This is a genomic window from Streptomyces sp. NPDC003284, assembly GCF_053589675.1.
This window is the reverse complement of sequence record NZ_JBSFSI010000019.1, coordinates 43,297-57,888: the sequence shown is the minus strand read 5'-3', so window position 1 is coordinate 57,888 and position 14,592 is coordinate 43,297. Positions and strand designations below refer to the sequence as shown.

14 protein-coding genes are annotated in these 14,592 nt (G+C 72.6%); 4 read left to right on the top strand and 10 right to left on the bottom strand.

Annotation, left to right across the window (positions count from 1 at the left end):
- From ACWDYF_RS30320 to hemL, 5 genes are all read right to left on the bottom strand, one after another.
- Positions 1-762, bottom strand: a complete 762-nt coding sequence (locus ACWDYF_RS30320; protein WP_018568232.1) for a cytochrome c biogenesis CcdA family protein — start codon at positions 760-762, stop codon at positions 1-3.
- Positions 763-768: 6 nt separating this feature from the next.
- Positions 769-1,434, bottom strand: coding sequence for a TlpA family protein disulfide reductase (locus ACWDYF_RS30315; RefSeq protein WP_381736795.1), 666 nt, complete (start codon positions 1,432-1,434; stop codon positions 769-771).
- Positions 1,435-1,500: 66 nt separating this feature from the next.
- Complete coding sequence (locus tag ACWDYF_RS30310) at positions 1,501-2,799, bottom strand: hypothetical protein (protein WP_389470867.1); 1,299 nt, start codon at positions 2,797-2,799, stop codon at positions 1,501-1,503.
- Between the two features lie 228 nt (positions 2,800-3,027).
- Positions 3,028-3,675, bottom strand: coding sequence for a histidine phosphatase family protein (locus tag ACWDYF_RS30305; protein ID WP_051115876.1), 648 nt, complete (start codon positions 3,673-3,675; stop codon positions 3,028-3,030).
- Positions 3,676-3,767: 92 nt separating this feature from the next.
- Positions 3,768-5,084, bottom strand: coding sequence for a glutamate-1-semialdehyde 2,1-aminomutase (gene hemL / locus ACWDYF_RS30300; protein ID WP_389470870.1), 1,317 nt, complete (start codon positions 5,082-5,084; stop codon positions 3,768-3,770).
- 725 nt (positions 5,085-5,809) lie between these two features.
- On the opposite strand from hemL, the gene ACWDYF_RS30295 reads away from it, so the two are divergent.
- Positions 5,810-6,247 (top strand): hypothetical protein, encoded by a 438-nt coding sequence (locus ACWDYF_RS30295; RefSeq protein WP_018568226.1) that lies wholly within the window; start codon positions 5,810-5,812, stop codon positions 6,245-6,247.
- A 158-nt stretch (positions 6,248-6,405) separates the two neighbouring features.
- Here the strand turns inward: ACWDYF_RS30295 and ACWDYF_RS30290 are convergent, their stop codons facing one another.
- On the bottom strand, positions 6,406-6,972 hold the full coding sequence (locus tag ACWDYF_RS30290) for a DoxX family protein (RefSeq protein WP_389470873.1): 567 nt from the start codon (positions 6,970-6,972) through the stop codon (positions 6,406-6,408).
- Positions 6,973-7,201: 229 nt separating this feature from the next.
- Here ACWDYF_RS30290 and ACWDYF_RS30285 point away from each other — a divergent pair, with 229 nt between their 5' ends.
- The 3 genes from ACWDYF_RS30285 to ACWDYF_RS30275 all read left to right on the top strand — a co-directional run bounded on the left by ACWDYF_RS30285 (position 7,202) and on the right by ACWDYF_RS30275 (position 10,416).
- Entirely contained in the window at positions 7,202-7,861 is a 660-nt protein-coding gene (locus ACWDYF_RS30285; protein ID WP_389470875.1) for a hypothetical protein, read from the top strand.
- Between the two features lie 92 nt (positions 7,862-7,953).
- Positions 7,954-8,403 carry a hypothetical protein gene (locus ACWDYF_RS30280; protein ID WP_389470877.1) on the top strand — a complete coding sequence of 150 codons (450 nt, stop codon included), beginning with the start codon at positions 7,954-7,956 and terminating at the stop codon, positions 8,401-8,403.
- Between the two features lie 159 nt (positions 8,404-8,562).
- Positions 8,563-10,416 carry a phosphatidylglycerol lysyltransferase domain-containing protein gene (locus ACWDYF_RS30275; protein WP_389470880.1) on the top strand — a complete coding sequence of 618 codons (1,854 nt, stop codon included), beginning with the start codon at positions 8,563-8,565 and terminating at the stop codon, positions 10,414-10,416.
- A gap of 30 nt (positions 10,417-10,446) precedes the next feature.
- Here the strand turns inward: ACWDYF_RS30275 and ACWDYF_RS30270 are convergent, their stop codons facing one another.
- The 4 genes from ACWDYF_RS30270 to ACWDYF_RS30255 all read right to left on the bottom strand — a co-directional run bounded on the left by ACWDYF_RS30270 (position 10,447) and on the right by ACWDYF_RS30255 (position 14,591).
- Positions 10,447-11,886 (bottom strand): sensor histidine kinase, encoded by a 1,440-nt coding sequence (locus tag ACWDYF_RS30270; RefSeq protein ID WP_389470883.1) that lies wholly within the window; start codon positions 11,884-11,886, stop codon positions 10,447-10,449.
- The gene (locus ACWDYF_RS30265) at positions 11,887-12,636 is read right to left on the bottom strand and encodes a response regulator transcription factor (RefSeq protein WP_381736858.1); all 750 of its coding nucleotides are present in this window, start codon (positions 12,634-12,636) and stop codon (positions 11,887-11,889) included.
- A 135-nt stretch (positions 12,637-12,771) separates the two neighbouring features.
- Entirely contained in the window at positions 12,772-13,503 is a 732-nt protein-coding gene (locus ACWDYF_RS30260; protein ID WP_389470885.1) for a CE1759 family FMN reductase, read from the bottom strand.
- Entirely contained in the window at positions 13,500-14,591 is a 1,092-nt protein-coding gene (locus ACWDYF_RS30255) for an LLM class flavin-dependent oxidoreductase (RefSeq protein ID WP_381736812.1), read from the bottom strand. The genes ACWDYF_RS30260 and ACWDYF_RS30255 overlap by 4 nt, the downstream gene beginning before the upstream one ends.
- Position 14,592: the final 1 nt, after the last annotated feature.

The window sequence follows — 14,592 nt, the reverse complement described above, 5'->3', positions numbered from 1 at the left end:
TCAGATCCCCACAGTGAAGCCGCTGGACCAGGTCTGCATCTCCTGCACCAGCCGGTCCCAGGCGCCGGTGAGCAGCAGCACACCGGTCACGATCATCATCGTCCCGCCGAGGCGCAGCACCCACACATAGTGGCGCTTGACCCAGCCGAACGCCCCGAGGGCCTTGCGGAAGGCGATGGCGGTGAGCACGAACGGTATGCCGAGCCCCGCGCAGTAGGCGACGGTCAGCAGGGCGCCGCGCCCGGCGCTGGCCTGGTTGGAGGAGAGCGCCACCACGGAGGCCAGCGTCGGGCCGATGCACGGCGTCCAGCCGACGCCGAACAGGGCGCCGAGCAGGGGTGCGCCGACCAGGCCGGTGGCCGGCCGCCGGTGGAAGCGGAACTCACGCTGGGTCAGCCAGGGCATCAGGCCCATGAAGAAGACGCCCATGAGGATCATGAGCACACCCAGCACCTTGGATAGGGTCCCCTTGTACTCCTGGAGGGTCTGCCCGAAGAAGCCGAACATCGCACCGCCGCTGACGAACACGACGGTGAAGCCGAGCACGAACAGCGAGGCGCCCACGGCCATCCGGCCGCGCCGGGCCTCGGCCAGGTCGGTGCCGGTGACCCCGGTCACGTACGAGAGGTAGCCGGGGACGAGCGGCAGGACGCACGGCGAGAAGAAGGAGACGAGTCCGCCGAGGACGGCGACGGGCAGCGCGAGCAGCAGGGCCCCGCTGAAGACCGTCTGGTTGGGATCAGTGGCTGCGGCCAGTAGCACGGCGGCTCACTTCTCCGCGAGGACCGGGTCGAGCATCTTGCGCAGCTTCTCCTCGCTGAGCGCCTGGAGGGCGCGCGCCGCGATGTTCCCGTCCCGGTCGATGACCAGGGTGCTCGGGATGGCCTGCGGGTTGAGGGTGCCCTTCTTGAAGCGGAGCATCAGCTTGCCGGTGGGGTCGTACAGGCTCGGGTACGGCACCGCGAAGCTCTTCTCGAACTGCTGGGCCGGCTGGGTGCTGGTGTCGCGGGTGTTGATGCCGACGAACTGCACGCCCTTGGCGGCGGTGTCCCCGGCGACCTTGACCAGGTTGGGCGCCTCGGCGCGGCACGGCGAGCACCAGGAGCCCCAGACGTTGAGGACGACGACCTTGCCCTTGTAGGAGGCGAGGTCGAGTTCCTTGCCGTCGATGGTCTTGCCGGACAGCTCGGGGGCGGGCTTGCGGTCGCCCTTCTTCACCGTGGCGATGCCGTCGGAGCCGGTGATGAAGTTGGTGTTGCCCGAGCCGCCGGAGGTGCCCCCGGAGCCGCAGGCGGTCAGCACGAGTGCCGCGGCCGCGGTCCCGGCGGCGAGCAGGACGGCGCGGCCGCGGGCACGGGAGGTGCGCGTGCGGTGCGGTGCGGACGTACGGTTCGCCCGGCGGGAGCACTGGGGGGCGCGGCTGGCGGCACTCATGTGAAAAGTTTCGCATGCCTGTTCCGGGGATCTTGCCCGCCCCCCTCCCGGGCGGAAAACCGCATATCAGGCGCCGCCGGCGGTGCCCTTCCCGGTCCCGGTGCCCGTACCGGCGGGAGCCTTCAGGAACTCCTTCCAGCCGCCTGCCGGCTGCTGCCCGACCTCCAGGGTGCGCAGCTTGGCGAGCACCTCCGGCTTCTGCACGTCCATCCAGTCGACGAACTGCCGGAAGGAGACCAGGCGCACATCGGCGCCCTTGTCGCGCTCGGCGGCGATGTGCTTGAAGGCCTCCTCGACGGAGTCCATGTAGATGCCGCCGTTCCACTGCTCGAAGTGGTTGCCGATGAAGAACGGCGCGCGGTTGGTCCGGTACGCCCGCTCGAAGCCCTGGATGTAGGCCTGCGCGGACTGCTTGCGCCAGCCGGGGTAGTTGACCGGCGGGGCCTTGGTGGAGTTCAGGGACTGGTTGGCCAGCATGTTGTAGTCCATCGAGAGGACCTCGAACTTCCGGCCGGGGAACGGGACCTGCTGGAGCGGGAGGTCCCAGATGCCGAGCCGCTTGACCGGCCACACCTGGCGGCCGCCCGGCGAGGAGGCGTCGTAGCGCCAGCCGAGGTCCTTGGCGGTGGGCAGCAGGTGGTCCTGGCCGAGCAGGCAGGGGGTGCGGCCGCCGACCAGTTCCTTGTCGTAGTCGAAGGGCAGGGAGGGCAGGTCGGTCCAGCCGGTGTTGGTCCGCCACTGCTTCACGAACGCCTTGGCCTGGTCGATCTCGCTGCGCCACTGCTTGGGCGTCCAGTTGCCCACGGTGCCGTGGCCGGAGCAGAAGTGGCCGTTGAAGTGGGTGCCTATCTCGTGGCCCTCCAGCCAGGCACGGCGCACGTTGGTGAGCGTGGCCTTGATGTGCTCGTCGGTGAGGTAGCCGATGTCGGAGGCGCCGCGCGCGTTGTTCGGCGGGTCGTACATGCGCTTCTTGGACTCCGGGAGCAGATAGAGCCCGGAGAGGAAGAAGGTCATGCCCGCCTGGTGCTGCTTGGCGAGGTCGAGGAAGCGGGGGAAGAGGCCGTTGCCGACCTCACCGGCGCCGTCCCAGGAGAAGACGACGAACTGCGGCGGGGTCTGGCCCGGCTCCAGCGGGACCGGCTTGGCGGGCTGGTGCGGCTGCTTGCCGGTGAACGACGTGGAGCCGTCGCCGATCGGCCGGGCGGGCGGCGGCGTGTCCTTGCCCTGCGAACCCGCACCGGAACCGGAACCGCCGGCGTCGTCCGAGCTGTCCGAAGACGTGAGGCCGCCGCAGCCCGCGAGTCCTACGGCAGCCGCGGTGCCCGCGCCGACGCCGAGTATTCCCCTCCGGGAGAAGGTGCGCATGAGTCCCTCGATCCGTCACGTCCGCTGAATGGTGGTCACTCATTCAGAGGGCGTGACGGCCGCGAGGGTTGCGTGACGCGGTATGAATTTCACAACAAACGTAGCGAAATTGTCCGCATGTGACCGATGACTTACGGCCTACTTACGCTCTGTGTACTACGGGGGACCGCAGTTGATCGAGATCGGAGCGGAGTGCCGCACCATGGGCGATATGTCCCGCTAGGCGCATTACGCCCCGAAGGCCTTCCCCTGGCCCTTCACCGGCCGGGCGCCCGCCAGCAGATGCGCCGGCACCAGATCACGGGCCGGCTCGCTGTAGCCGACGGAGACGATCCGGTCGCCCTGGTACGTGAACGTCGTCAGCGAGGCCAGCGTGCACTGCCGCTTGCGCGGGTCGTGCCACAGCCGCCGCCGCTCCACGTAGGACCGCACGATCCAGATCGGCAACTGGTGGCTGACGACGACGGCCTCGTGCCCGCGCGCCCGGTCCTTCGCCGCGTTCAGCGCGCCCATCATGCGCACCACCTGGTCGATGTACGGCTCGCCCCAGGACGGCCGGAACGGGTTGACCACGTGCTTCCAGTTCGCCGGGCGGCGCAGCGCGCCGTCGCCGACGCCGAACGTCTTGCCCTGGAAGACGTTCTCCGCCTCGATCAGCCGCTCGTCGGTGGCGAGGTCGAGCCCGTGCGCCTTGGCGATCGGCGTGGCCGTCTCCTGCGCCCGCTCCAGGGGCGAGGCGACGACGTACGTCACATCGCGCGGGGCCAGGTGCTCGGCGACCCGCTCGGCCATCTGCCGCCCCAGCTCGGACAGGTGGTAGCCCGGCAGCCGCCCGTAGAGCACACCCGTCGGGTTCTCCACCTCGCCGTGCCGCATGAGGTGGACGACGGTGACATCGCCGCCCCCACCGCTCCCGGCGGCCTGGGCGCTCTCGGCGATCTCGGCGATCTCGGTGTTCCGCTGCTCGCTCATGCCGTGGCCTCCGCCGCCGCGCGGGCCGCCGCCGGAAGGGCGTCGGCGATCCGCTGGAGCGCCTGCTCGTCGTGGGCGGTGGACACGAACCACGACTCGAAGGACGAGGGCGGCAGATAGACGCCGTGCGCCAGCATCGCGTGGAAGAAGGCGGTGAAGCGGTACGACTCCTGCGCCCTGGCGTCGTCGTAGTCGCGCACCGGCCGGTCGGTGAAGAACACCGAGAACATGTTGGAGGCGTTCTGGAGGGTGTGCGCGACGCCCTCCTTGGTGAGCGCCTCGGAGACCATGGCCTGGATCTGCTGCGAGACGGCGTTCACCTTGGCGTAGGCCGCGTCGTCGAGCAGCCGCAGCTGGGCGAGGCCCGCGGCGGTGGCGACCGGGTTCCCGGAGAGCGTGCCGGCCTGGTAGACGGGACCGGCGGGGGCGAGGTGCGCCATCACGTCGGCGCGGCCGCCGAAGGCCGCGGCCGGGAAGCCGCCGCCCATCACCTTGCCGAAGGTCATCAGGTCGGGCTCGACGCCGTCGACGCCGTACCAGCCGGCCCGGCTGGTGCGGAAGCCGGTCATGACCTCGTCGGAGATGTAGAGCGCGCCGCTGTCCCGGCACAGGTCCCTGAGGCCCTGGTTGAACCCGGGCAGCGGCGGCACGACGCCCATGTTGCCGGGCGAGGCCTCGGTGATCACACAGGCGATCTCGTCCGGGTGCGCGGCGAAGGCGGCGCGCACCGCGTCGAGGTCGTTGTACGGCAGCACGATGGTGTCGCCCGCCTGGGCGCCGGTGACGCCGGGCGTGTCCGGCAGCGCGAAGGTGGCGACGCCCGAGCCGGCCGCGGCCAGCAGCGAGTCGACGTGCCCGTGGTAGCAGCCGGCGAACTTGACGACCTTGGCGCGCCGGGTGAAGCCGCGAGCCAGCCGGATCGCGGACATGGTGGCCTCGGTGCCGCTGGAGACCAGCCGGACCTGCTCCAGCGGCGCGATGCGCGCCACCATCTCCTCCGCGAGGGCGACCTCGCCCTCACCGGGCGTACCGAACGAGGTGCCGCGCGCGACCGCGTCCTGCACGGCCGCGATCACCTCGGGGTGGCTGTGCCCGAGGATCATCGGCCCCCAGGAGCACACCAGGTCGACGTACTCCCGGCCGTCGGCGTCCGTCAGGTACGGCCCGCTGCCGGACACCATGAACCGGGGCGTACCGCCCACGGCGCGGAAGGCGCGTACCGGCGAGTTCACGCCGCCGGGCGTGACGGTCGCCGCCCGGTCGAACAGCGCCTGCGAGGCGGGGGCTTCGTATGGGTATGGCAGTTCGCTCATGACCTGCGACTTCTCCGATTTCTCGGTTCTCCCGGCGCTGGGTCGGTCCCTCGGGCTGCCGGCCGTCCGGCGTCCGGGCTTCCGGCGCTCGGGCGGACGGCCGCGGTCCGATCAGCGGTCCGGCGGGCGTGTCCTGTCCGGCCACCGGCCCGGTGACCTGTTCGCCGACCTGTTCGGTGACCACTCCGGTGACCTGTTCAGGGTAGGCCAGGGGGCGCGGGGGGATCCCGTATCGGTATCGGTGGCCGTGGCCGTGGCCGAAGAAGCGGCTCAGGCCCGGCCCATCTGAGAAACTGGCCTCCTCGTACGTATGCACAGAGACAGGGACGGATGCGTGCGGGCGGACGGACAGGAGGAAGAGTCGTGGCAGGGTCGTGCCGACGGCCACGAAGATCCCGCGGCGAGATGGTTCGGCGTACGTTTCGGCGTGCGGCCGTGGGGGAGGTCACTGACACGATGATCGGGTTGCGCGGCGGGGGCCACGCGTCCTAGAAAAGCAGTCGGGTGGAGATATGCATCGCGGTGGCGGACTGGGCGAGGGGACTGACGACCTGGGTCCTCGGCGTGCCCGGCGGGGAAGGCACCGGCGCGAAGCGGAGGAGACCGCCGAAGCACGTCAGGCGCAGGGCGCGCCCGGCGAATCCGAGCGCTCCGACCGGCGGACCGACGACCGGGCGGGACGCCGGGCCGATCGCCTCCGGGCGGGGAGCAGGAATGGTGGTCGGGTGGGGGTGACGTACAAGTACTTCGGCGCCCCCGACGGCGCGACCGCGGCCCGGGTCCCGATCTCCATGCGCCCCGAGGAACTGGGCGGCGACGAGCTGGGCATGAACGGCATGTTCACCAAGATCAAGCCGGAGACCATGGCCGCGATGGTCCTCACCGGCATCGAGGGCGTCCCCCTGCACCGGGTCCCGCCCCTCGAACTGGTCGTCCTCCACCCCGACTACGCCGTCGTCAGACTCCCCATGACCGTCGTCGACCCCCTCCGCGACATCGGCGAGGAAGCGGTCGGCGCCGCCGCCTTCATCTGGTCCACGGTCCCGGACCGCGGCGGCCCGCGCGACGCGTTCAACGTGTACCAACTGCTGCACGAGTGGCAGGACTTCAGCCACCGGCTGCATGAGGCGGGGCATCAGGCGTATTGCCTGGTGTGGCCCTGATCCGCGCTGACGCCTTCCCGCTGACACCGGCACCCAGCAGCTCCAGCGCTTCCCCCCAGCGATAGCGGCCCGCCCCGCCGCCGGCCTTCGGCCTGCTGGACGGGGTACACGCATCCGGCGGCCAGGCGGTTTCGGTGGGGGCGGCGGGCAGGCCGGCGTCACAGGGCCAGGGTGATCGCCGCCCCCGCTCCTCCGAGTCCCGCCGCCAGGGCTGCTTCGGGCCAGCCGCCTGTGGACCAGGGGAAGGCGCGGTCGGCGGCGAGGCGGCCGGGGCCGGTGGCGGCGACGGTCAGGGCCACGACGGCGATGGCGATGTTGTATTCGATGCCGCCGTCGGTGTCCCAGAAGCCGTGGGCGCCGGTGACCGTGACCATGGCGTTGATCATGACGCCGATCAGTGCGGCGGCGGCGAGCGGGGTGAGGAGGCCGAGGGCCAGGCCGAGGCCGCCGAGGAGTTCGGAGAGGCCGCCGATCACGGCGTAGACGCGGCCGGGGCGGTAGCCGATCGCCTCGAAGCCGCGGCCGGTCGCCGCCAGGCCGCCGCCGCCGAAGAGGCCGAACAGCTTCTGGGAGCCGTGCCCGGCCATCAGCAGGCCGAAGGTCAGCCGCAGGAGCAGCAGACCCCAGTCGGCGGCCCATGAGCGGGGCCGGGCGGAGGCGATGCGGCGGGGGGTCGTCGGCTCCGTGGCGGACGACGAGCGGTTCAGGATGCGCTTCGCGGACATGGGAAGCTCCGGAGGGGCAGGGCAGGAAAGGGGTCGTCCTCCACGTTTCCGGACGGGCGGACATCGCGCATGTCGGGGCGGGCTCGGCGGGCGCTCGGCGGGCCTGCCGTCGTCGGCCGTGTACAGGATGGAACGGACCGTGTGATCATGACGGGTGCGGCCGCCGACCACGGCCGTTGCCGGGGGATGCCGTCCGTGGGCGGCACGAGGACGCATCGGGGGGTGCGCAGTGACACGGACGGCCTCGGTCGTCGCGCTCGTCGTGGCGCTCGCGGGTATCGCCGGGAGCGTCTTCGTCGGCGCCTCCGGACTGGACACGGTGATGGGCTGCGGCCCCGCCGACCACACCTACCCGGACCAGACCGCACGGGACTGGGTGACGCAGGCCGACCATGTCGTGGTGGCCGCGCCGGTCGCCGAGGAGGACACCGGACGGCGGGACTACAAGAGCGGCCCGGTCGGCTACGAGACCGACCGCAAGGTGACCTTCCGCACCGATCGCCGCCTGTGGTCCGCCGCCCGGCCCCGGCACGCGCTGGGCGGCGACTTCGCGCTGGTCGCTCCCGGCTGGCGGGTGCTGCGGGCGGGCGGCGCCCGGATCAAGCGCACCACCGGGGACGCGCCCCGCCTGGAGACCGGCCACACCTACCTCCTGGCCCTGCGCTGGTCGGAGGGCGCCTGGGTGGTGCTCGGCGAGGGGGCCTCCGTGCCGTTCGACGGGCACACGGCCGGGTCGGGCGAGTGGTGCGGGCGGGTCCTGGACAAGGATGACGTCGCCCGCGGCGAACTCTTCTCCCGCTCCGACGACCACAGCCTGGAGAAGGCCCTGCTCGGGAAGGACGAGCAGGCCGTCGTCCGCGCTCTCACCCGCGCCGCCCGCAAGAAGTGACGGAGAGTGACAATGCCTCCGGTTTTCCTCCGCGCCCGGCACTACGTACTGTAGGGTCCCGCTCGCCCTTCTCCATCGTCCACGGGGGATCCATGCAGGAAGCGCGTTGTCCGGCGCCCGGTGCTCCACCGCCCGGCGCGGAGCGGGACGGCGGGCTCGCGCCCACGGTCGCCGCCCTGGTCGTGAGCCTCACCGTCGCCGCCGTCGGGGTGTACGAGCTGAGCGGCTTCGGGCTGCACAGCCTCGACCACCGGCCCCATCTGTTCAGCGACGGCTTCGCCACGGCCGGGGTGATCGTCGCCACGGTGGCGGCCGGGGCGGCGGTCGGCAACCTGGCCTGGATCCTGACGGCACCCCGACGGCGCGCCGCCCTCACCCTCAGTGATCACTCTGATGAGAGTGGCGGCCGCGGTGCCAGGGACGACGAAGGGGACAGCGGCGACCGCAGTGACCGCAGTGACGGTGTCGGTCCGGGCTCCGCGGGTACCCCGCATGCTCCCTGCGTCTCCGCCGCGGTTCATCCTCCCGGCCCCGGCGAGTAAGCACACACCCGTCCCCTCCTTACCTTCTCCCGGAACACTGGGGCCAAGGCCCCTCAGCCACCGCCCCCGACCACCACCGCCAGCCACCCCAGCCACCGCCAGTCCCCGTCCGTCCCCATCGGCCCCCATCCGGCCCGTCCCCGAGGTGACCCGTCACCCATGCCCGCTCGGCAGTCCGTCCTCATCCCCCCGCAGCGCACCCCGCGTACGTCCGCGCGCCCCTCCCCCGGCCCCCGGCTGCGGGCGGGCGCCGCCGCGGCGACCGTCTGGTACCTGCGGGTGCTCGCGCTGCTCAACATCGTCGCGGTGCTCTCGCTGCCGTTCCGCGAGGAGGTGCACGAGCACAACGCCGGTGAGTTCTTCACCCCGTACCTGGCCACCGCGGGCCTCGTCTCGGCCGCCCTCGCGCTCTTCCTGGCCATGGTGATGCGGCGCCGCAAACGCGCGGCCTGGGTCTTCAACCTGCTGCTCGCCGGACCCCTGTTCGCGCTCTACGTGCTCGCGCTCACCCAGGAGCGCTTCCGCGAACACCCCTTCAACTGGCTCTCGGCGGCCCTGACCGGCCTCTTCGTGATCGCGCTGCTGGTCGGCCGCACCGAGTTCAACGCCATCGGCGACCGCTCCAACCCCCGGCTCGCCCTGGCCGTCGGAGCCGTCGGCATCCTGGTCAGCGGCGGCCTCGGCACCTGGCTGGTCGACGCCACCAACAAGGTGTCCGGCGCGCCCCTCACCGACAAGGTCGCCTACACCCTGCTGCGCAGCGTCAGCGTCGGCCCGCTCGCCGACCGCGTCCCCGCCGTGGAGTCGCCCCGCTGGGTGGACATCCTCATCAACGTGCTGATGGCGGGGACCTTCCTGCTGGTGCTGTACGTCTGCTTCCGCTCGCCGCGCGGCCTGGCGCTGCTCGGCGCCGAGGACGAGACCCGGCTGCGCGAACTGCTGGACCGGCACGGCGAACGCGACTCCCTCGGCTACTTCGCCCTCCGCCGCGACAAGGCCGCGATCTTCTCCCCCACCGGCAAGGCCGCCGTGGCCTACCGCGTCGTCGGCGGGGTCAGCCTCGCCTCCGGGGACCCGATCGGCGACCCGGAGGCCTGGCCCGGCGCCATCGACGCCTGGCTGACCGAGGCCCAGCGGCACGCCTGGACACCCGCCGTCATGGGCGCGAGCGAGGAGGCCGGGACGATCTACGCCCGGCACGGCCTCGACGCCCTCGAACTGGGCGACGAGGCCATCGTCGACGTCGCCGACTTCAGCCTCGACGGACGCGCCATGCGGGGCGTGCGGCAGGCGCACAAGCGGGTCCAGCGGGCCGGCTACACCGTCACCCTCCGCCGCCACGAGGACATCCCGGACGACGAGATGGCCCTGCTCGTGGAGCGCGCCGACCACTGGCGCGACGGCGCCACCGAGCGCGGCTTCTCCATGGCGCTGGGCCGCCTCGGCGACCCGGGCGACGGCCGCTGCGTGATGCTGGAGTGCCGGGACGCGGACGACGAGCCGCGCGCGCTGCTCAGCTTCGTGCCCTGGGGCGAGCACGGCCTCTCCCTCGACCTGATGCGCCGCGACCGCGAGGGCGAGAACGGCCTGATGGAGTTCATGGTCGTCGAACTGCTGCTGCGCGCCGGGGAGATCGGCGTACGGCGGGTCTCGCTGAACTTCGCGATGTTCCGCTCGGTCTTCGAGCGCGGGGCGCGGCTCGGGGCCGGTCCGGTGCTGCGGCTGTGGCGTTCGGTGCTCACCTTCTTCTCCCGCTGGTGGCAGATCGAGTCGCTGTACCGCGCCAACGCCAAGTACCGGCCGGTGTGGGAGCCGCGGTTCCTGCTGTTCGCCAAGAGCGCCGACATCCCGCGCATCGGCCTGGCCAGCGCCCGCGCCGAGGGCTTCCTCACCCCGCCCGCGCTGCCGTCCTTCGTCCGCCGCGGCCGACGCCACGGCGCACCCGGCGCACCCGGCACACCCGGCACACCGGAGGCGTCCTCCGCGCGGGCCGCCGACCAGGACCAGTCCTAGCGCTCTGGCCGGGGGAGTGACCTCCGGAGGTCACTCCCCCGCCTCCCGCTCCGCCCCCACCGTGAACCCGATCACCGCGCCCCCGCCCTCGCGCCGGTAGGCGAAGGGCGCGCCGCCGTGGGCGAGGGCGACCTCGCGCACGATGGACAGGCCGAGGCCCGAGCCGGGCAGGGAGCGGGCGTCGGCGGCCCGGTAGAAGCGGTCGAAGACGCGGAGCAGATCGGCCTCCGCGACCCCGGGGCCGCGGTCGAGGACCTCGACGCGCACGGTGCCCGGCCGGGCGGGTCCGAGCACCGCGATCTCGATGGGCGCCGTGCCGCCGCGGTCGAACTTGGTGGCGTTCTCCACGAGGTTGGACAGGGCCCGCTGGAGCATGCCCGGCCGTCCATGGGCCGTCGTGTCGCCGCTCGCCCGGATCACGATGTCGCGGCCGGTGCGGCGGCGGGCGAGGCCCGCCACGTCCTCGGCGATGTCGGCGAGGTCCACCCGCTGCGGCGGTTCGCTGTCGGACTGGCCCGCCGCGAGGTCCACCAGCTCGTTGACGAGGTCGGTCAGTTCGCGGGCCTCCTGGGTGAGGTCGGCGACCAGGTCCTCGCGGGTGGCGGGCGGCAGTTCGTCGATACGCCGCAGCAGCGAGATGTTGGTGCGCAGCGAGGTGAGCGGGGTGCGCAGTTCGTGGCCCGCGTCCTGGACCAGGCGCCGCTGGTCCTCCTCGGACTGGGCGAGACGGCCGAGCATGCGGTCGAAGGCGCGGCCCAGGCGCCCGACCTCGTCGTAACCGGTGACCGGGACCTGGACGCCGAGCCGCCGGGTGCGGGCGACGTCCTCGGCGGCGGCGGTGAGGACGACCAGGCGGCGGGTGATGCGGCGGGCCAGCCACCAGCCGAACAGACCGGCCGCGATGACCACGATCGCCATCAGCACCAGGGTGCGCTGCTGGAGCGCGCGCAGCAGGTCCTCGGTGTCGCTGAACTCCTGGGCGATCTGGACGGCGCCGCGGCCGTCGCCGAGCGCGACGGTGGCGATCCGGTACACGTCGTCGGCGACGGGCACGTCCTGGTACTCGATGGTCTTGCCCGCCACGGCGTCACCGGCCACCTCCCGGTCGTCGACGGTGACGGGCAGCGGCGGGCTGCCGCGGTCGACGACCTGACCCCCGGCGCCGAGCACCTGCACGTCGGTACGGCTGGGCCGGACGACCTCGTGGCCGGGGCGGGAGGAGGAGAAGTCCTCCGGGGTGCGGTCGTAGCGCCGCACCTCGTCCTGGACGTCCTGCACGACCTGGGTGAACACCGACTGCTGGTCCACCCGGACCAGCCGGGCGGCGGAGTTGTACGACAGGATGCCCACGAGGACGGTGACGGCGGCGGTCACCACGGCGAACGACACCGCGAACGTGGTCCGCAGCGACCAGAGCCGCGGTCGTGGCCGGGGCCGGGGCCGGTCCGTCAGCCGCGCGAGGCGGCCCACTCAGTCCTCCCGCAGCACGTAACCGACGCCGCGGACGGTGTGGATGAGCTGCGGCGCGCCCGGCGCGTCCAGCTTGCGGCGCAGATAGCCGACGTAGACGGCGAGGTTCTTGGAGCCGGGGCCGAAGTCGTAGCCCCAGATCCGGTCGTAGATGGTGGAGTGGTCCAGGACGATGCCGGCGTTGCGGACGAGGAGTTCGAGGAGTTCGAACTCGGTTCGGGTCAGCTCCAGTTCGCGGGTGCCTCGCCAGACGCGGCGGGCCTGGAGGTCCATCCGGATCCCGGCCGCCTCGACCTGCCGCTCGGGCAGGTGCGCCGCCCTGGCCGGGGCCGGGCCCGCGGCGGCGGCCGGTGCGGCGGGGGCGGGCGGGGCGGGGGCAGGCTCGGCGGCGGGCGGGGTGGTGCGGCGCAGCAGGGCGCGCAGCCGGGCGAAGACCTCTTCGACGTCGAAGGGCTTGACGACGTAGTCGTCGGCGCCCGCGTCCAGGCCCGCGATCCGGTCGGCGGTCTCCACCAGGGCGGTGAGCATGAGGATCGGGGTGCGGTCGCCCTCGGCGCGCAGCACCCGGCAGACCTGGAGCCCGTCGATGCCGGGCATCATCACGTCCAGCACGAGGACGTCCGGCGGGGTCCGGTGGGCCTGGGCGAGCGCCTCGACGCCGTCGGCGACCGCCGTCACCGCGTAGCCCTCCAGGGTCAGGGCCCGCTCCAGGGCGTGGCGGATGGCGCGGTCGTCTTCGGCGAGCAGCACAGTCTGGGGCACGCGACCAGTCTGCCAAGGCGGTGGCGGTACGAATGGGGCGAGCGGGCCGGTGATCACCCTTTTTACCCGGCTCTCACCGTCCCGGGCGCAACCGGCGGTACGGGCCCGCCGTCCTCGCGCCGCTCAGCCCCGCAGCCGGGCGAGCTGCTCCTCGAACGGCACCACGGCCAGACCGCCGTCCGCCGCCCCGCCCTGCTGCCCGGGAACGGCCGGCGGCCCGGATACGGCCTGCTCCCCGGGTACGGCCTGCTCCCCGGATACGGTCCGCCCCGCCGAGTCCGCGCCACCACCCACCGGTGCGGCCGGTGCCGCCGGTGCGGCCAGCGCCACCGGTGCCACCGGTGCCGCCAGCGCCGCGAGTTCCCCCGCCGCCCGCTCGATCCGCTCGGGCAGCCCCTCGGCGCCCCAGTCCTCGGAGGCGGCGTAGACGCCGGTGGGGACGACCACGGCCCGCAGGTGCGCGAAGAGGGGCCGCAGCGCGTGGTCGAGGACCATCGAGTGGCGGGCGGTGCCGCCGGTGGCCGCGATCAGCACCGGCTTGCCGGTCAGGGCGTCCTTCTCGCGCGCGCCGAGCACGTCGAAGAAGGACTTGAACAGTCCGCTGTAGGACGCGGAGAAGACGGGCGTGACGGCGATCAGCGCGTCCGCCTCCGTCACCGCGTCCAGCGCGGCGGCCAGCTCCGGGCCGGGGAAGCCGCTGGTCAGGTTGTGCGCGATGGCCACGGCGAGGTCGCGCACCTCGATCACCTGGACCCGGGCGTCCGTGCGGTCGGCGGTCGCGGCGGCCAGCCGGTCGGCGAGCAGCCGGGTGGAGGACGGGACGCTCAGCCCCGCCGAGACGACGACGAGCTTCATACGGTCACCTCCGGGGTGTCCTTCGCGGCGAGCAGCGAGGTGTGGGTGGGCGCGTCCGGCACACCGGCCGGGCGGTCCGCGGCGAACTCCTCGCGCAGCACCGGCACGACCTCCTCGCCGAGCATGTCGAGCTGTTCGAGGACGGTCTTGAGCGGCAGCCCCGCGTGGTCCATCAGGAACAGCTGGCGCTGGTAGTCGCCCGCGTACGAGCGGAACGCCAGCGTCTTCTCGATGACCTGCTGCGGGGAGCCCACGGTCAGCGGCGTCTGGTCGGTGAAGTCCTCCAGGGAGGGGCCGTGGCCGTAGACGGGGGCGTTGTCGAAGTAGGGGCGGAACTCGCGCACCGCGTCCTGGGAGTTCTTCCGCATGAACACCTGGCCGCCCAGGCCCACGATCGCCTGCTCGGGGGTGCCGTGCCCGTAGTGGGCGTAGCGCGAGCGGTACAGCTCGATCATGCGCTTGGTGTGGTCGGCGGGCCAGAAGATGTTGTTGTGGAAGAAGCCGTCGCCGTAGTACGCGGCCTGCTCGGCGATCTCCGGGGAGCGGATGGAGCCGTGCCAGACGAACGGCGGTACGCCGTCCAGCGGGCGCGGGGTGGCGGTGAAGCCCTGGAGCGGGCTGCGGAACTTCCCCTCCCAGTCCACGACGTCCTCGCGCCACAGCCGGTGCAGCAGGGCGTAGTTCTCGATGGCGAGGTTGATGCCCTGGCGGATGTCCTGCCCGAACCAGGGGTAGACCGGGCCGGTGTTGCCGCGGCCCATCATCAGGTCGACCCGGCCGTCCGCGAGGTGCTGGAGCATCGCGAAGTCCTCGGCGATCTTCACCGGGTCGTTGGTGGTGATCAGGGTCGTCGAGGTGGACAGGACGAGGCGCTCGGTGCGCGCGGCGATGTAGCCGAGCATGGTGGTCGGCGACGACGGCACGAACGGCGGGTTGTGGTGCTCGCCGGTCGCGAAGACGTCCAGGCCGACCTCCTCGGCCTTCAGCGCGATGGCGACCATGGCCTTGATGCGCTCGCGCTCGGTCGGCGTCCGGCCGGTGGTGGGGTCCGGCGTGACGTCGCCGACGCTGAAGATCCCGAACTGCATG